This window comes from Achromobacter sp. 01N37 (genome assembly GCF_056399725.1).
On sequence record NZ_JBFTRX010000004.1, the window covers coordinates 113,548 to 129,749 of the forward strand.

Sequence of the window (16,202 nt, forward strand, 5' to 3'; positions counted from 1 at the left end):
ATCATGCGCCGATATTGGCTGATCTTCGCTCAGGCCGTCACGGTCTGCCTGGGTATTCTATTCGTCGTCACGACGCTGCGGCCCGACCTGCTGCGCCTGGCCGTGCCGGGTGCGGCGCCTGCCGCGGTGGCGGCGGCCTCGCGGCCGGCCGCAGGCACGGGGACGGGCCCGGTGTCTTATGCGGATGGGGTGGCTCGCGCCGCGCCTTCTGTCGTGAATGTCTACACGACCAAGCACGTCAATGTGCCACTGATCCCGCTGCCGGATGATCCGGTGCTGCGCCAGCTGTTTGGCCAGTTGCCGGGCGTGAGCCGGCGCGAGGCCACGACCAGCCTGGGGTCCGGCGTTATCGTGAGCCAGGACGGCCATGTGCTGACCAACTATCACGTGGTGCAGGCGGCCGACGCCATTGAAGTGGCCTTGAGCGATGGCCGCCGCGACACCGCCAAGGTGGTGGGCGCTGACCCTGACACTGACCTGGCCGTGCTGAAGCTGGCCTCGTTGCGCACCCTGCCCGCCGCTGCGCTGGCCGCTGACCGCGGCTTGCGCGTGGGCGATGTGGTGCTGGCCATTGGCAATCCGTTTGGCGTGGGGCAAACCACCACGCAAGGCATTGTGTCGGCGCTGGGCCGCAATGGGCTGGGCTTGAACACGTACGAGAACTTCATTCAGACGGATGCAGCCATCAACCCGGGCAACTCGGGTGGCGCGCTGGTGGATGCGGAAGGCAACCTCGTCGGCATCAACACGGCGATCTACTCGGAATCGGGCGGGTCGATGGGCATTGGCTTTGCGACACCGGTGGAGATTGCGCGCAAGGTCATGGACGAAATCGTCAAGACGGGTGGCGTCAAGCGTGGCTGGTTGGGCGTGGAGCCGCAAGACGTCACGCCGGAACTGGCGCGCGCATTCGGGCTGGGCGGTGACGTCAAGGGCGCGATTATCGCGGGCGTGATGCGCGACGGCCCTGCCGCGCGCAGCGGCATGCGCGTGGGCGATATCGTGCAAAGCGTCAATGGCAAACGCATGGCCGACACGGCCCAGCTGTTGGCCGAGATTGCGCAGCTGCCCCCGGGCCAGCGCGCCACGCTGGGAATTCTGCGTTCAGGCAAGCCGCAGGACATGACGGTGGTGGTGGGCACGCGGCCGGGTAAGCCGCGCTGAACCGGATTCGCCTGTGAAGGCCTAGGAAGGTCTATGAGGGTCTATGAAGGCCCGTTCAGCCCCTTGAAGCCGCGCTAAGAAGAGGCGAGCGAATTCAAGGCCTGCGAACTTGCGCCCGTCGCCTGGCTGTCGACCATCAAGCGCACCATCGACAGCACGGTCTTCTTGGTGCTGTCAGGTTGCTGGCGCAGCAACACGCATATTTCGGCGCAATAGCCATCGACCTCCGGGGCGGACGCGGGTACTGCCGTGTGTATGAACGCATGCGCCGCCGCGCCCCTGTCCGCTTGCATGGCGGTATCAGTGCGTGGCACACCGTGTGGCGAACCGTGCGACACCGCATGTGGCGCCCCGAGTGGCACCGCATGTGGCACAGCATGCGACACCCCATGCGGCTCGACCGCGCTGATGACGCCGTCTGACAGCCACGGCACGCTGGTATCCAGCGCGGCGGCCAGGCGTATCAACGTGGCGCGAGACGGCGAGTAGCCATCGGCACGAGTAAGGATGCGGTGAATGCAGGACTGCGGCACGCTGGAAATGCGTGCGAGCTGGTTCTGGCTATGGATACCGCGCCACCGCATCAGGGCGCGCAGTCTTTTGGCGAGGGACATGTCTGCAATGTAGGTTTGCAGCCATGTCCCGGCAAGAGTGAAACAGTCCTATATTGGCCGTCGCGGTGACGGCCGGGGCTGTCTTAATGGCGCTCGGTCAGCGAATCGGAACCGGCCTCTTCAGCCGCGCCCGCCTTGGGCTGCACCATGCGGGCGCAGATCAGCCCCACTTCGTACAGCAGGCACAGCGGCACGGCCAGCATGAACTGGCTGACCACATCGGGCGGCGTGACCACGGCGGCGATGATGAAGGCGCCGACCACGACATAGCCTCGCGCCGACCTCAGCTTGGACAGTTCAACAATGCCCATCTTCACCAGCAACACCACGGCCACCGGCACTTCGAAGGTGATGCCGAAGGCCATGAACATCGTCATCACGAAGCTCAGATAGGCCTCGATGTCCGGCGCCGGCGTGATGGATTGCGGCGCGAACGTGGCGATGAAGTGGAACACCGTGCGGAACACCACGAAATAGCAGAACGCCATGCCCGCGATGAACAGGAAGGTGCTGGAGATGATCAGCGGCAGCGCCAGGCGCTTTTCGTGGCGGTACAGGCCGGGCGCAACAAAGGCCCAGGCCTGGTACAGCACGACGGGCAGCGCCACGATGAAGGCGGCCATCATCGTGACCTTGACGGGCACCATGAACGGCGTGATGACGCCGGTGGCGATCATGCGCGTGCCTTCGGGCAGCGAGGCCAGCATGGGCGCCGCCAGCACGTCATAGATGGCCGATGCGCCCGGGTAGATGAACAGCACAATGAACACAGCCACCACGGCGCCTACGGCGCGCAGCAGGCGGGTGCGCAATTCAACCAGGTGAGAGATGAAGGTCTCTTGCTGGCCTTCTTCTTGGGAGGCGTCCTGGGTCACGTCGGTGTTCCGGAGGGCGGGACGGGCTTGGCGGCGAGCGCGGCGTCGTCAGCCTGGGGCGCGCGAGGCGCCGGGGCGGGTTGTTGGGATGCGGCCGGCGCGATAACGGGCCCGTGAACCGGACCCGTCGCGGACGCCCGGACGGTAGCCGGTGCGGCAGCCGAAGCCGAGATGGCAGCGGGGCGGGGTTCGGATACGGCAGGCAGGTCCAGATCCAGGCTGTGATTCTGCCCTGGCGGCGCGATGGTGCGGGCGGCTTCGGCGGGGGCGGTGGAGGCGTTACCGACTGAGGCGTCCCCGACTGACGCGTCACCCACGATCACCGGCGCGGCCTTGCCGCTGGCTTCACGGGCCACTTCGTCGAGTTCGGCGCGGAATTGCTGCACGGGTTCTTGCAGCGACGCATGCGTGTCGTTCAGCGATTGCTGCACACCTTGCGCGGCGTCTTCCATTTCGGTTTTGAACTTGCGCAGTTCATCGAGTTCGATTTCGCGCTGGATATCGGACTTCACGTCGTTGACGTAACGCTGCGCGCGCCCAAGCAGGTGGCCGACGGTGCGGGCTACTTTGGGCAGGCGTTCGGGGCCAATGACGATCAAGGCGACGACGCCGATCACCATCAGTTCAGTGAGGCTGACATCAAACATTCGACGGCCGCTCGGGAATTGAAGCAATAAGGGCCGGCCCGTTCAGGGCTGGCCCGGGAGACGAGCGGGAGCTCAGGAGTTGGTCTTTTCCTTGGCCTGCACGTCGATGGTTTCGCCGGACACGCGCTGCTGCGCGATCGGGTCAGCCGGCTTTTCGCCGTTGGCGTCCTTCATGCCTTCCTTGAAACCCTTCACTGCGCCGCCCAGGTCCGAGCCGATGTTGCGCAGTTTCTTGGTGCCGAAAATCAGCGCCACGATGACCAGAACGACCAACCAATGCCAAATGCTGAAACTACCCATGATGTTTCTCCGAATTACGCGGTGGGGGCCACGCGTCCTTTCCAGGGTCGCGAGCCGCCGATGATGTGGAAATGCAGATGCGGGACTTCCTGGCCGCCTTCGACGCCAGAGTTGATCATGATGCGAAATCCGCCATCAGGGCCCGGACGGCAACCGTTTTCGGCTGCTAGCCGCGGCGCCAACGACATCATTCTACCCAACCAACCTGCGTCCTCGCCCGTAATATCCTGCATGGATGTGACATGACGTCGAGGGATCAGCAGCAAATGTACCGGTGCTGCCGGATTGATATCGTGGAATGCAACAAAGTCCTCGTCCTCGTAGACCTTCTTGGACGGGATGTCGCCAGCGGCGATCTTGCAGAAAAGACAGTTGTCGCTCATGTTTCCGGGCTCCGTGGTCAGTCTTTGGGGCGGCTGGCCTTTTCCGCCAGGCCCGACAGGCCTTCGCGGCGGGCCAGTTCGGCCAGCACGTCTTCCGGCCGCAGGTTGAAGTGCGTCAGCGCGACCAGGCAGTGGAACCACAGGTCGGCGGTTTCGCTGACGATGCGGTCCGGCACGCCGTCTTTCGCGGCCATGACCAGTTCCGTGGCTTCTTCGCCGATCTTCTTCAGGAAGGAATCGGGGCCTTTGGCCAGCAGCTTGGCGGAATACGAGGCCGTGGGGTCGCCGCCATTTTCCGGGCGGCGGGTTTCCAGCGTGTCGGCGATGCGCGCCAGAATGTCGGCGGCGCTAAGGGTTTGATCGGTCATTTGTAGATCATTTCCGGGTCTTTGAGCACCGGGTCCACCGTTACCCACGACGCCTGGTCCGTCTGGCCTTCAAGGCGGCGGTAAAAGCAGCTGGCGCGGCCGGTGTGGCAGGCAATGCCACCTTCCTGGTGGATTTTCAGCAGGATGACGTCGCCGTCACAGTCCAGGCGCAGTTCATGCACTTCCTGGATGTGGCCGGATTCCTCGCCCTTGCGCCACAGGCGTTTGCGCGACCGCGAGAAATACACGGCGCGCCCGGTGGCGGCGGTTTCGGCGAGCGCTTCGCGGTTCATCCAGGCCACCATCATGATCTGGCCGTTTTCGGCGTCTTGGGCGATGGCGGGGATCAGGCCGTTTTCGTCGAAGACGACGTCGGCCATCCAGGCGGGTTCAGTGCTCATGTTCAGGTATCCAGTCTTACGGCAATGCCTTGCTCGGCCATGAAGCGCTTGCATTCGCCAACGGTGTGTTGGCCGAAGTGGAAGATGCTGGCGGCCAGCACGGCGCTGGCGCGGCCGGTGGTGACGCCATCGGCCAGGTGCTGCAGGTTGCCCACGCCGCCCGAGGCGATGACGGGCACGGGCACGGCGTCCGACACCGCGCGCGTCAGTTCCAGGTCGAAGCCCGACTTGGTGCCGTCGCGGTCCATGCTGGTCAGCAGAATTTCACCCGCGCCGTAGGCGGCCATGCGGCGCGCCCACGCCACGGCGTCCAGCCCGGTCGCCTTGCGGCCGCCGTGCGTGAAGACTTCCCAGCGCGCGGGTTCGCCCGCCGCCGACACGCGGCGCGCGTCGATGGCGACCACCACGCATTGCGAGCCGTGGTAATCGGAGGCGGCGCGAACCAGCTCCGGATTGGCCACGGCGGCGCTGTTGATGCTGATCTTGTCGGCGCCGGCATTCAGCAGACGCTGGATGTCCGACACCTGGCGCACGCCGCCACCCACCGTCAGCGGGATGAAGACTTGCGACGCCACCTGCTCGATGATGGGCAGGATCAGATCGCGGCCGTCGCTGGTCGCGGTGATGTCCAGGAACGTGAGCTCGTCTGCGCCCTGCTCGTTGTAGCGGCGGGCGATCTCGACGGGGTCGCCCGCGTCGAGCAGGTTGACGAAGTTCACGCCCTTGACGACGCGGCCGGCAGTCACGTCAAGGCAGGGAATGATGCGGCGGGTCAGCGCGCTTTGAACGGGCGCGCCGGCCCCGGGGGTGCTGCTGGAGGTGGTCATTTTGCCAATTCGTCGGCGCGAGCCTGGGCTGCCTGGAAGTCGAGCGTGCCTTCGTAGATGCTGCGGCCCAGAATGGCGCCTTCGACGCCCTCTTCTTCGACGGCGCACAGGGCTTCGATGTCCTGGATGCCGGCGATGCCGCCCGAGGCGTACACGGGAATGCGCACGTGTTGGGCCAGGCGGACCGTGGCTTCGACGTTGACGCCCGACAGCATGCCGTCACGGCCGATGTCGGTGTAGATAATGGCTTCGCAGCCGTAGTCTTCGAACTTCTTGGCCAGATCCAGCACGTCGTGGCGGGTCAGCTTGCTCCAGCCGTCGGTGGCGATCTTGCCGTCGCGGGCGTCCAGGCCAACGATGATCTGGCCGGGGAAAGCGCCGCAGGCGTCTTGCAGGAAGCCCGGGTTCTTGACCGCGGCGGTGCCGATGATCACGTAGGAGATGCCGGCGTCAAGGTAGCGTTCGATGGTGTCGAGGTCGCGAATGCCGCCGCCGATCTGGACGGGGATGTCGTCGCCGACAGCGTCCAGAATGGCCTTGATGGGCGCTTCGTTCTTCGGCTTGCCGGCAACGGCGCCGTTCAAGTCGACCAGATGCAGGCGGCGCGCGCCTTGGTCGAGCCAACGGGTGGCCATGGCGGCGGGGTCTTCGGAGAACACCGTTGCATCGTCCAGGTCACCCTGGCGCAGGCGCACGCAGCGCCCGTCTTTGAGATCGATGGCGGGGATCAGCAGCATGGTGGGCAGCAAAAAAGAAAGAGGGGTTGAATGGGCTGGAGCACGTGGACGCGAGGCCTACGGCTGCCAGTCTACAAAATTGCGATACAGGCGCAAACCGTGTTCGGCGCTCTTTTCGGGGTGGAACTGCACCGCGAAAATGTTAGCTGCCGCCACTGCGCAGGTAAAGGCGACGCCATAATCGGTTTCACCAACAATCAGGCCGGAATCATCCGGATCGGCGTAATAACTATGGACGAAATAGAAATGCGTGTCGTCCGGAATGCCGTCCCAGATGGGATGAGAGCGCGTCTGGCGCACTTTGTTCCATCCCATGTGCGGAACTTTCAGGCGTTCGGGGCGGGTGTCGGCCAGGCCTGCGGCGCCGGTGTCGGCCAGGCAGGCTTCGTCGTCGGCGGGGATCAGGTCGGCAAAGCGCGGGCCTGAAAAGCGGCGCACGACGCCGGGGAACAGGCCCAGGCACGACGTGCCGCCTTCTTCAGACGAGTCGAACAGCATCTGCTCGCCCACACACACGCCCAGCAGGGGCTTGTTGCGGGCGGCGCGCACGACGGCTTCGCGCAGGCCGGATTCATTCAGGGTGCGCATGCAGTCCGCCATGGCGCCCTGCCCGGGAAACACCACGCGGTCAGCGGCGTCGATGTCTTGGGGCTGGTTGCAGATGCGGATGTCCGCATCGGGGGCGGCGAACGTCAAGGCGCGTGCGACGGAGTGGAAATTGCCCATTCCATAGTCGACGATGGCGATAGTGGTCACTTCTTTCTGCCTGGTGCGAGGATTACGCGGACGGGAGTGAACGGAACGTCACAGCACGCCTTTGGTAGAGGGCACGACATCGCCCATGCGCGGGTCGACTTCCATGGCCATGCGCAGCGCGCGGCCACAGGCCTTGAACACGGTTTCGGCCTGATGGTGGGCGTTGAAACCGCGCAGGTTGTCGATGTGCAGCGTGATCAGCGCGTGGTTGACCAGGCCCTGGAAGAATTCACGCGTCAGGTCGACATCGAAATTGCCGATGTGGGCGCGGGTGAACGGGATGTGATATTCCAGGCCGGGGCGGCCCGAGAAGTCCACCACGACGCGCGACAGCGCTTCGTCCAGCGGCACGTAGGCGTGGCCGTAGCGGCGCAGGCCGGCCTTGGTGCCCACGGCCTTGGCGATCGCCATGCCCAGCGTGATACCCACGTCTTCCACCGTGTGATGCGCATCGATGTGCAGATCGCCTTCGGCCTTGATGTCCAGGTCGATCAGGCCGTGGCGCGCGATCTGGTCCAGCATGTGGTCCAGGAAGGGCACGCCCGTGTCGATGGTCTGCTTGCCGGTGCCATCAATGTTGATGGCCACGCGGATGCGGGTTTCGTTGGTGTTGCGGGTGATTTCTGCGGTACGCATGTTAAGCACTCAAAATCTCTTGCAAGGCAGCCAGCAAGGCGGCGTTCTCGGCCGGGGCGCCCACCGAGATGCGCAGGCAGTTCGCCAGGAGCGGATGGGCGTTGGAGAAGTTACGAATCAATATTTTGCGCGTTTTCAGCGCAAGATGCACGGCGTTGCCGTCCAGCTTGCCGGAAAAGCGGGCGAGTATGAAATTGCCGGCGGAAGGGAATACCCTGACGCCGGGCAAGGCGGCCAGCGCGGCGGCCAGCGGCGCGCGGTCGGCGCGCAGGCGCGCAGCCTGCTCGTCCAGCACGTTCTTGTGGCGCAGCACCGTCATCAGCGTGGCTTGCGTCAGCACGTCCAGGTTGTAGGGCGGGCGCACCTTGTTCAGTTCGGCGATCCAGGCGGGGTGGCCGGCCAGATAGCCGAAGCGCAGGCCCGCCAGGCCGATCTTGGACACCGTGCGCATGACGACGACGTTGGATGCGTCCAGCACCTCGGGCATCCAGCTGCGGTCGGCAAAGGGCTGATAGGCCTCGTCCAGCACCACCAGGCCGGGCGCGGCGTTGACGATCGCCTGCACGTCGTCGTCGGACCAGAGCCCGCCCGTGGGATTGTTGGGCACCGCCAGGAACACCACCTTGGGCTGGTGTTCGCGGATGGCGGTCAGCATGGCCGGCAGATCCAGCGTCAGGTCGGCCGTCAGCGGCACGCCCACGAAACGGGCGTGATCAAAGCGCGCCGCCATATCGAAATAGACGAACGACGGCCACGGTGACATCACCACGTCGCCGGGTTCGCAGCATGCCTGCACGATGATGTGGATGAGCTCGTCCGAGCCGTTGCCAAACAGCACGTCGGCCGCGTCCGGTACGCCAAAGCCGGCCTTCACCGCCTGTTGCAAGGCAGTGAGGTCGGCGGCGGGATAGCGGTTCAGCGGCGTGTCGCGCACGGCGCGCGCGATGTCGTCGCGCACCACTTCTGGCAGCTCGTACGGGCATTCCATCGCGTCCAGCTTGATACAGCCTTCAGCGTGGGCGACCGGGTACGCGGCCAGTTCGCGGATGTCGGCGCGAACCGTGCCCTGGATGCGGCCAGCGACGTCTGCCGCCGGGGCCGCGCTCATGGCTTGTCGATCCGGTACTGGGCGCTGGCGGCGTGGGCTTGCAGGCCCTCGCCCAGCGCCAGTTCGGCGGCGATGCGGCCCAGCGTTTGCGCGCCTTGGTGCGAAACCTGGATCAGGCTCGAACGCTTCTGGAAGTCGTACACGCCCAGCGGCGACGAAAAGCGGGCCGTGCGCGACGTGGGCAGCACGTGGTTGGGACCTGCGCAGTAATCGCCCAGCGATTCCGAGCTGAAGCGGCCCATGAAAATCGCGCCAGCGTGGCGGATCTTGGCCGTCCAGATTTCGGGTTGTTCGGTGGAAATTTCCAAGTGCTCGGGGGCGATGTCGTTGGCGATCTCGCAGGCTTCTTCAAGGCTTTGGACCTGGATCAGCGCGCCGCGGTTGGCCAGGCTGACGCGCAGAATGTCGGCGCGCGGCATCGTGGGCAACAGGCGTGCGATGGCGGCTTCCACTTCTTCAATGAAGGCGGCGTCCGGGCACAGCAGGATGGATTGCGCCAGTTCGTCGTGCTCGGCTTGCGAGAACAAGTCCATGGCGATCCAGTCGGCCGGCGTCTTGCCGTCACAGATGACCAGAATTTCGCTGGGGCCGGCGATCATGTCGATGCCCACCACGCCGAACACGCGGCGCTTGGCGGCGGCGACGTAGGCGTTGCCCGGGCCGACGATCTTGTCCACGGCGGGAACGGTATCGGTGCCATAGGCCAGCGCGCCCACGGCTTGCGCGCCGCCGATGGCGAACACGCGGTCCACGCCGCCAATGGCGGCCGCGGCCAGCACGATGGGGTTGCGCACGCCGTCGGGCGTGGGCGTGACCATGATCAATTCAGGCACGCCCGCGACCTTGGCCGGAATGGCGTTCATCAGCACTGACGACGGGTACGCGGCCTTGCCGCCCGGCACGTACAGGCCCACGCGGTCAAGCGGCGTGACCTGCTGGCCCAGCAAGGTGCCTTCGGCGTCGGTGTACGTCCAGGTCTCGGCGCGCTGGCGTTCGTGGTAGCTGCGCACGCGGTCGGCGGCGGCTTCCAGCGCGTTGCGCGTGGCGGCGGGCAGCGCGGCCAGCGCGGCATGCCAGTCGGCCTTGGGAATTTCCAGCGTGTCGGCCGATGCGGCGGGCATGCGGTCAAAGCGCTGCGTGTATTCCACCAGCGCGGCGTCGCCGCGGGTGCGCACGTCGGCCAGAATGCCGGCGGCGGCGCGGTCGATGGACTCGTCCTCGGCGGCCTCGAAGGCCAGCAGCTTGGACAGGGCGGATTTGAATCCGGGATCGCGGGAGTCGAGACGATTGATCAGGGCCATGGCGTCATGGAGCAAAGCAGAAAGCGGCCGCCGCGGCATCGCGGCGGGCGGGGGTCAGGCGTTGCGGGAGGCGGCTCTTTCGAAGGCGTCCAGCAAGGGTTGCAGGCGGGCGCCGCGGGTCTTCAGTGCGGCCTGGTTGACGATCAGGCGCGATGAGATCGGCATGACGTCTTCCACCGCGACCAGGTCGTTGGCGCGCAGCGTGCCGCCGGTGGACACCAAGTCCACGATGCAGTCGGCCAAGCCCACGAGCGGCGCCAGTTCCATCGAACCATACAGCTTGATGATGTCCACGTACACACCCTTTGCCGCAAAGTGTTCACGGGCTGAGTGCACGTACTTCGTGGCCACGCGCAGGCGTGCGCCTTGGTGCACGGCGCCTTCGTAGTCGAAGCCGTTGCGCACGGCCACGGCCAGGCGGCACTTGGCGATGTTCAGGTCGATGGGCTGATACAGGCCGCCGGGCTGTTCCTTGGCGTGCTCGATCAGCACGTCTTTGCCCGCGATGCCCAGGTCGGCCGCGCCGTACTGCACGTAGGTCGGCACGTCGGAGGCGCGCACGATGATCAGGCGCAGGCCAGGGTCGCTGGTCGGCAGGATCAGTTTGCGCGAGCTTTCGGGGCTCTCGGTTACTTCGATGCCGGCTTCAGCCAGCAGCGGCATGGTTTCTTCAAAAATCCGGCCCTTGGACAGCGCCAGGGTCAGGGGCTTCGTCGTGGCATCGTTCATGCCTGTTCCTTGGCGGTAACGCGTTGGATGTTCGCGCCCAGGGCGCGCAGTTTGACTTCCATCTGGTCGTAACCCCGATCCAGATGGTAGATGCGGTCGACCAGCGTATCGCCGTCGGCGGCCAGGCCGGCGATGACGAGGCTGGCGGAGGCGCGCAGGTCGGTGGCCATGACGGTGGCGCCAGACAGGCGCTTCACGCCGCGCACAATGGCGGTGTGGCCGTCGATGTCGATATCGGCGCCCATGCGGCGCAGTTCCTGCACGTGCATGTAGCGGTTTTCGAAGATGGTCTCAACAATCACTGACGTGCCATCGGCCACGGCGTTCAACGCCATGACCTGGGCCTGCATGTCGGTGGCGAAACCCGGGTATTCATGCGTGCGCAAGCCCACGGCCTTGGGGCGCGTGGCCATGGCGCCGCGAATCCAGTCGGGGCCGGTTTCGATGGTAAGGCCGGCTTCAACCAGCTTGTCCAGCGTGGCGCCCAGGATGACGGGGTCGGTGTTCTTCAGCAGGATGTCGCCGCCCGCCGCGCCCACCGCGCACAGGAACGTGCCGGCTTCGATGCGGTCGGAGATGACGCGGTGTTCCGCGCCGTGCAGGCGTTCAACGCCGTCGATCACGATGCGGTCGGTGCCGTGGCCCTGGATGCGGGCGCCCATCTTGATGAGCAGTTCGGCCAGGTCCACCACTTCGGGTTCGCGCGCGGCGTTTTCCAGCACGGTCTGGCCGTCGGCCAGCACGGCGGCCATCAGCAGGTTTTCAGTGCCGGTGACGGTGACCATGTCGGTGCGGATGGACGCGCCCTTCAGGCGCTTGGCGCGCGCGACCACGAAGCCGTGTTCGATGCTGATCTCGGCGCCCAGCGCGGCCAGGCCCTTGATGTGCTGGTCCACCGGCCGCTGGCCGATGGTGCAGCCGCCCGGCAGGCTCACGCGCGCTTCGCCGAAGCGGGCCAGCAGCGGGCCCAGCACCAGAATCGATGCGCGCATCGTCTTGACCAGGTCGTACGGGGCTTCCAGATTGTCGACGCGGTCGGCCTGCAACATGACGACGCCATCCGTGCCGCGCTCGGCGCGCACGCCCATGCGGCCCAACAGGCGCAGCATGGTGGCCGTGTCATTCAGGTGCGGCACGTTGGCCAGCGTCAGCACATCGGCGGTCAGCAAGCCGGCGCACAGAATCGGCAAGGCCGAATTCTTCGCGCCGGAAATCGAGATCTCGCCGTGCAGCGGCGCGCCGCCGGTGATGCGGAGCTTATCCATCACTTGCCTGCTTGCTGGTATTCATCCGGGGTCAGTGTGCGCATCGACAAGGCATGGATTTCGGCCTTCATGCGGTCGCCCAAGGCGGCGTAAACCAGTTGATGGCGCTGGATCAGGCGCTTGCCTTCGAAGGCGGCGCTGACGATGACGGCATCGAAATGCGAACCGTCGCCTTGCACGTCAAGATGTTCACAGGACAGGCCGTCCGCGATGTATTGGCGGACTTGCGCGGGAGTGGGAAGCATGGACGTCAATTCCTGAGTTTGTAGCCGCTGGCCAGAAGCCGCAGTGCATAAAGCGATAGCGCCAGGAACACCCCCGTCACGACTGCCAGGCTGCGCCACGGCGAGACGTCCGACACCGAGAAGAATCCGTAGCGGAAGCCGTCGATGGCGTAGAAGATGGGGTTCCAGTGGGACACGCTTTGCCAGAAAGGCGGCAAGGTGTGAATGGAATAGAACACGCCGGACAGGAAGGTCGCGGGCATGATCAGGAAATTCTGGAAGGCGGCCAGCTGGTCGAACTTTTCAGACCACAGGCCCGCGACCACGCCCAGCACGGCCATGATGCCGCAGGACAGCACCGCGAAGACCAGCAGCCACAGCGGGTTTTCGGGCACCAGCGACACAAAGCACAGCGCCACGAACCACACGAACAGGCCAACGGTAAGGCCGCGCACCACGGCCGCCAGCACGAAGGCGCCGAAGATGTCGCGGTGCGACAGCGGCGGCAGCAGCATGAAGACAAGATTGCCCGTGATGCGGCTTTGGATCAGTGATGAAGACGGGTTGGCGAATGCGTTCTGCAACATGCTCATCATCATGAGGCCGGGGATCAGGAACGCGGTGTACGGCACGGTGCCATAGACCATCAAGCGCCCTTCCAGCACATGCGCAAAGACCAGCAGGTACAGCAACGCCGTGATGACGGGCGCGGCAATGGTCTGAAAACCGACCTTCCAGAAGCGCAGCAATTCCTTGCGCAGCAGGGTCGGAAAGCCGGAGCCCGCGTCCAGGCGGGGCTGCACCAGCGGTTGGCTGGCGGTCGCGATGGGCGGCGTCATGACGAAATCTCTTCAGGTTGCAGGGCGGGCTCGGCGGGTTCGTCGCCTTGGTGCATGATGCGCACGAACGCGTCTTCCAGGTCGACGCCGCCGACGCGGGCCATCAGCGCCTGCGTGGTGTCCAGCGCCACGACGCGGCCGCGCTTGAGCATGGCGATGCGGCCGCACAGGGCTTCCGCTTCTTCCAGGTAGTGCGTGGTCAGCATGATGGTGTGGCCGGCCTTGTTCAGGCGCGAAATGAATTCCCACAGCGTGCGGCGCAAGTCGACATCCACGCCTGCGGTGGGCTCGTCCAGCACGATGACCGGCGGGCGGTGCACCAGCGCCTGCGCCACCAGCACGCGGCGCTTCATGCCGCCAGACAGCGCGCGCATGTTGTTGTTGGCCTTGTCGGCCAGGCCCAGGTTGAACAGGATCTCGTCGATCCAGTCATCGTTGTTGCGCAGGCCGAAGTAGCCGGACTGGATGCGCAGCGTTTCGCGCACTGTGAAGAACGGGTCGTAGACCAGCTCTTGCGGCACGACGCCCAGCGCACGCCGTGCCGACTTGTAGTCGGACACGACGTCGTATCCACAGACGCTCGCGCGGCCGGACGTGGCGTGGGCCAGGCCGGCAAGAATCGAGATCAGTGTGGTTTTGCCCGCGCCATTGGGCCCGAGCAGGCCGAAGAACTCGCCGTGCTCGATGTTCAGGCTGACGTTGTCCAGCGCCTGGAAGCCGGGGGCGGGCGTGCGCCCGAGCAGCTTCTGCCAGCCGCGGGTGCGCGGCGAGTAGATCTTTGAGACGTTTTCGAGACTGACGGCTGACATGACGGCGGGGGGATGCCCGGAAAAGAGCGAATTGATCATTATATAAGCGCGCCGCGACGGCAAGCGCCTATGGCCCCGGGAGCCGTGTGGGAGTCGGGTGTCATCCGTCCCCGAAATAATCGGCCCGGCGGGCCTTGAAGGGCGCGCCGGGCCGGAAGCAGCCGGAACCGCGGAATTACTGATTGCGCTGGTTCAGCGCCTTGATCAGGCCGTCGATACCGTTCTGGTTGATTTGCTGCGCGAACTGGTTGCGGTAGTTCTCGATCAGCCAGATGCCTTCGACGTTCATGTCGTAGATCTTCCAGCCTTGCGGCGTTTTTTCCAGGCGGTAGTCCACGCCCGTCGGCTGGCCGTTGCCCTGGCTGATCAGCGTGCGAACGACGACGTCGTCGGCCTTGGGGTCGCCACGGAATGGCAACGCCTTGACCGTGGTGCTGGGCGTGACGCGGGTCAGCGCGCCGCTGTAGGTACGCACCAGCGTGCCGCGAAACGCGTCGGCCAGCGCCGTCTTTTGCGGATCGGAAGCCTGGCGCCAGTAGCGGCCAGCGGCCAGGCGCGTCGTCTTCTGGAAGTTGACGTACGGCAGGATGTGCTGGTTGACGACTTCGTTGATGCGCGCGGTGTTGCCGGCCTTGACGGACCCGTCGGCTTTGAGCACGTCCAGCGCTTCGTTGGCGGTCGCGACGACGAATTGGTCAGGCGGGCCGTTGGGGTCGGGTTTGGCCTGTGCGGCGCTGGCGGCGGCAAGGCCGACGAGGCCTGCGAAAGTCAGGCGCTGCAACAGGGAAACAAAAGCAAATCGCATTAAAACTCCTTACTGTACCGATGAACGCAAGCCACAGCTTACTTGGTGGCGGGCGCAGGCACGGGGGCGGCCTTGCCGGCGGCAGGGGCATCGCCCTCGTCGTCTTCGTAGTTGGGCAGCGCGTCTTCGTCGTTCACGCGCTGGCCCAGGACCATGGCGTTGCGGCGTTGCAGATACGCGTCGCGGATGAAGCTGTACGGGTCGAGCGCCACGCGGTCGATGGTGTCGGTGGCGTTCAGCAGGCTGGCGCGGGTGTCGACCAGACGCAGGCCCCACAACGAGTTGCGCAGGCGCACGTTGTCGATGGAGTCGATGCCCATGTAGCCGTAGGTGGTGCCGGCGAAGTCGCCGACCAGGCCCGCGCCGTCACGTACCGTCGACGAACCGAAGAACGGCAGCACCAGGTACGGGCCTTGGCTGAAGCCCCACACGCCCAGGGTCGTGCCGAAGTCGTTCGGGATCTTGCGCGCGCCGTTGGCCGAGGCAACGTCAAAGCAGCCGCCCACGCCCATGGTGGTGTTGAACAGGAAGCGGCCCAGCGTGTTCACGAAGTCGTGGCCGCGGCCTTGCAGGAAGCTGTTCGTGCCCGACCAGAGGTCGGTCATATTGCTGAAGATGTTGTGCACACAGCTGCGCACGGGCTGCGGCGTGACGAAGGTATAGGCCTGAGCCACCGGCTTGAACACTGCGCGGTCGACCGTGTCGTTGAACTTGTAGACGCCCCGGTTGAAGCCTTCCCACGGATCGCGCGGATCGGGGTTCTGCGGCGCGGCGCAGCCGGCCATCAGGGCACCCGCCGCCGCGATGGTGGCAATTCGGGAAAGTGCGTTCTTGTTCATGATCAGGACATCCCTATCAACGATTCTTATGATATTGCGAAGGCGAAGCGAGGCCTGTTACGGCGTCTTTCGCATCGTCTTTAATTTGGTGCTTTTGCGGGCTCGGACGACGCCCCTTGCTTCTCGGCGGACCCATACAGGAACTGGCTGATCAGCTGTTCCAGCACAACCGCGCTCTGTGTATAGCGGATTTTTCCGCCGTCGGTAAAGTTCTCTTCTTCGCTGCCCGCCGTCAGGCCCAGGTACTGTTCGCCCAGCAGACCCGACGTGAGAATCGACGCCGACGTGTCCTTGGGGAACTGATAGGCCTTTTCCAGATTCACCGAGACGACGGCCTGGAAGGTCTTGTCGTCGAACGTGATGCTGGACACGCGGCCCACCACGACGCCAGCGCTTTTCACCGCGGCGCGCGGCTTGAGGCCGCCTACATTATCGAAGTTGGCCGATAAGGTATAGGTCGGGGCGAAGGAAAAGGTGCTGAGGTTGCCAGCCCGCAACGCCAGGAACACCAGCGCGACCGCGCCCAGCAGTACAAACAGGCCTACCCAGAAGTCGGTTTTTTCGCGTGACATGAT

Annotated in this window: 22 protein-coding genes; 1 reads left to right on the forward strand and 21 read right to left on the reverse strand. The window is 65.2% G+C overall.

The window, feature by feature from the left end; all coding sequences use genetic code 11:
- The first annotated feature begins 3 nt into the window (after window positions 1–3).
- A complete protein-coding gene (locus tag AC1DSJ_RS09515) occupies window positions 4–1,164 on the forward strand; it encodes a trypsin-like peptidase domain-containing protein (protein WP_441371329.1) in 1,161 nt (386 codons plus the stop codon).
- Window positions 1,165–1,238: 74 nt separating this feature from the next.
- On the opposite strand, the gene AC1DSJ_RS09520 is transcribed toward AC1DSJ_RS09515, so the two are convergent.
- The 21 genes from AC1DSJ_RS09520 to mlaD all read right to left on the reverse strand — a co-directional run bounded on the left by AC1DSJ_RS09520 (window position 1,239) and on the right by mlaD (window position 16,199).
- Window positions 1,239–1,778 (reverse strand): helix-turn-helix domain-containing protein, encoded by a 540-nt coding sequence (locus AC1DSJ_RS09520; protein ID WP_441371330.1) that lies wholly within the window; start codon window positions 1,776–1,778, stop codon window positions 1,239–1,241.
- 83 nt (window positions 1,779–1,861) lie between these two features.
- Window positions 1,862–2,653, reverse strand: a complete 792-nt coding sequence (gene tatC / locus AC1DSJ_RS09525) for a twin-arginine translocase subunit TatC (RefSeq protein WP_054421037.1) — start codon at window positions 2,651–2,653, stop codon at window positions 1,862–1,864.
- The gene (gene tatB / locus AC1DSJ_RS09530) at window positions 2,650–3,300 is read right to left on the reverse strand and encodes a Sec-independent protein translocase protein TatB (protein ID WP_342066321.1); all 651 of its coding nucleotides are present in this window, start codon (window positions 3,298–3,300) and stop codon (window positions 2,650–2,652) included. The genes tatC and tatB overlap by 4 nt, the downstream gene beginning before the upstream one ends.
- A gap of 72 nt (window positions 3,301–3,372) precedes the next feature.
- Entirely contained in the window at window positions 3,373–3,600 is a 228-nt protein-coding gene (gene tatA / locus AC1DSJ_RS09535) for a Sec-independent protein translocase subunit TatA (RefSeq protein ID WP_006216828.1), read from the reverse strand.
- A gap of 14 nt (window positions 3,601–3,614) precedes the next feature.
- Window positions 3,615–3,983, reverse strand: a complete 369-nt coding sequence (locus AC1DSJ_RS09540) for a histidine triad nucleotide-binding protein (protein WP_006224531.1) — start codon at window positions 3,981–3,983, stop codon at window positions 3,615–3,617.
- 17 nt (window positions 3,984–4,000) lie between these two features.
- Window positions 4,001–4,351 carry a phosphoribosyl-ATP diphosphatase gene (locus AC1DSJ_RS09545; protein WP_054421039.1) on the reverse strand — a complete coding sequence of 117 codons (351 nt, stop codon included), beginning with the start codon at window positions 4,349–4,351 and terminating at the stop codon, window positions 4,001–4,003.
- Window positions 4,348–4,752 (reverse strand): phosphoribosyl-AMP cyclohydrolase, encoded by a 405-nt coding sequence (gene hisI, locus AC1DSJ_RS09550; RefSeq protein ID WP_054421040.1) that lies wholly within the window; start codon window positions 4,750–4,752, stop codon window positions 4,348–4,350. The genes AC1DSJ_RS09545 and hisI overlap by 4 nt, the downstream gene beginning before the upstream one ends.
- 2 nt (window positions 4,753–4,754) lie before the next feature.
- A complete protein-coding gene (hisF, locus tag AC1DSJ_RS09555) occupies window positions 4,755–5,579 on the reverse strand; it encodes an imidazole glycerol phosphate synthase subunit HisF (RefSeq protein ID WP_054421041.1) in 825 nt (274 codons plus the stop codon).
- Complete coding sequence (hisA, locus tag AC1DSJ_RS09560) at window positions 5,576–6,316, reverse strand: 1-(5-phosphoribosyl)-5-[(5-phosphoribosylamino)methylideneamino]imidazole-4-carboxamide isomerase (RefSeq protein ID WP_006224535.1); 741 nt, start codon at window positions 6,314–6,316, stop codon at window positions 5,576–5,578. The genes hisF and hisA overlap by 4 nt, the downstream gene beginning before the upstream one ends.
- A 57-nt stretch (window positions 6,317–6,373) precedes the next feature.
- A complete protein-coding gene (gene hisH, locus AC1DSJ_RS09565; protein WP_054421042.1) occupies window positions 6,374–7,072 on the reverse strand; it encodes an imidazole glycerol phosphate synthase subunit HisH in 699 nt (232 codons plus the stop codon).
- A gap of 48 nt (window positions 7,073–7,120) precedes the next feature.
- Window positions 7,121–7,708, reverse strand: a complete 588-nt coding sequence (gene hisB / locus AC1DSJ_RS09570; RefSeq protein WP_006216836.1) for an imidazoleglycerol-phosphate dehydratase HisB — start codon at window positions 7,706–7,708, stop codon at window positions 7,121–7,123.
- Window position 7,709: 1 nt separating this feature from the next.
- Window positions 7,710–8,816, reverse strand: a complete 1,107-nt coding sequence (hisC, locus tag AC1DSJ_RS09575; protein WP_441371331.1) for a histidinol-phosphate transaminase — start codon at window positions 8,814–8,816, stop codon at window positions 7,710–7,712.
- A complete protein-coding gene (gene hisD, locus AC1DSJ_RS09580) occupies window positions 8,813–10,117 on the reverse strand; it encodes a histidinol dehydrogenase (RefSeq protein WP_054421044.1) in 1,305 nt (434 codons plus the stop codon). The genes hisC and hisD overlap by 4 nt, the downstream gene beginning before the upstream one ends.
- A 54-nt stretch (window positions 10,118–10,171) precedes the next feature.
- On the reverse strand, window positions 10,172–10,846 hold the full coding sequence (hisG, locus tag AC1DSJ_RS09585; protein WP_054421045.1) for an ATP phosphoribosyltransferase: 675 nt from the start codon (window positions 10,844–10,846) through the stop codon (window positions 10,172–10,174).
- Window positions 10,843–12,111: a UDP-N-acetylglucosamine 1-carboxyvinyltransferase gene (murA, locus tag AC1DSJ_RS09590; RefSeq protein WP_054421046.1), complete on the reverse strand. Its 1,269-nt coding sequence runs from the start codon at window positions 12,109–12,111 to the stop codon at window positions 10,843–10,845. Before murA ends, hisG begins: the two co-directional genes overlap by 4 nt.
- Window positions 12,111–12,356, reverse strand: coding sequence for a BolA family protein (locus AC1DSJ_RS09595; RefSeq protein ID WP_006216842.1), 246 nt, complete (start codon window positions 12,354–12,356; stop codon window positions 12,111–12,113). Before AC1DSJ_RS09595 ends, murA begins: the two co-directional genes overlap by 1 nt.
- Before the next feature lie 5 nt (window positions 12,357–12,361).
- Window positions 12,362–13,174: an ABC transporter permease gene (locus AC1DSJ_RS09600; protein ID WP_342066316.1), complete on the reverse strand. Its 813-nt coding sequence runs from the start codon at window positions 13,172–13,174 to the stop codon at window positions 12,362–12,364.
- Entirely contained in the window at window positions 13,171–13,983 is an 813-nt protein-coding gene (locus tag AC1DSJ_RS09605; RefSeq protein ID WP_054421381.1) for an ABC transporter ATP-binding protein, read from the reverse strand. Before AC1DSJ_RS09605 ends, AC1DSJ_RS09600 begins: the two co-directional genes overlap by 4 nt.
- Before the next feature lie 175 nt (window positions 13,984–14,158).
- A complete protein-coding gene (locus tag AC1DSJ_RS09610) occupies window positions 14,159–14,788 on the reverse strand; it encodes an MlaC/ttg2D family ABC transporter substrate-binding protein (protein WP_054421048.1) in 630 nt (209 codons plus the stop codon).
- A 38-nt stretch (window positions 14,789–14,826) separates the two neighbouring features.
- Entirely contained in the window at window positions 14,827–15,627 is an 801-nt protein-coding gene (locus AC1DSJ_RS09615) for an MlaA family lipoprotein (RefSeq protein ID WP_054421049.1), read from the reverse strand.
- Window positions 15,628–15,707: 80 nt separating this feature from the next.
- The gene (gene mlaD / locus AC1DSJ_RS09620; RefSeq protein WP_054421050.1) at window positions 15,708–16,199 is read right to left on the reverse strand and encodes an outer membrane lipid asymmetry maintenance protein MlaD; all 492 of its coding nucleotides are present in this window, start codon (window positions 16,197–16,199) and stop codon (window positions 15,708–15,710) included.
- Between the last annotated feature and the right edge of the window lie 3 nt (window positions 16,200–16,202).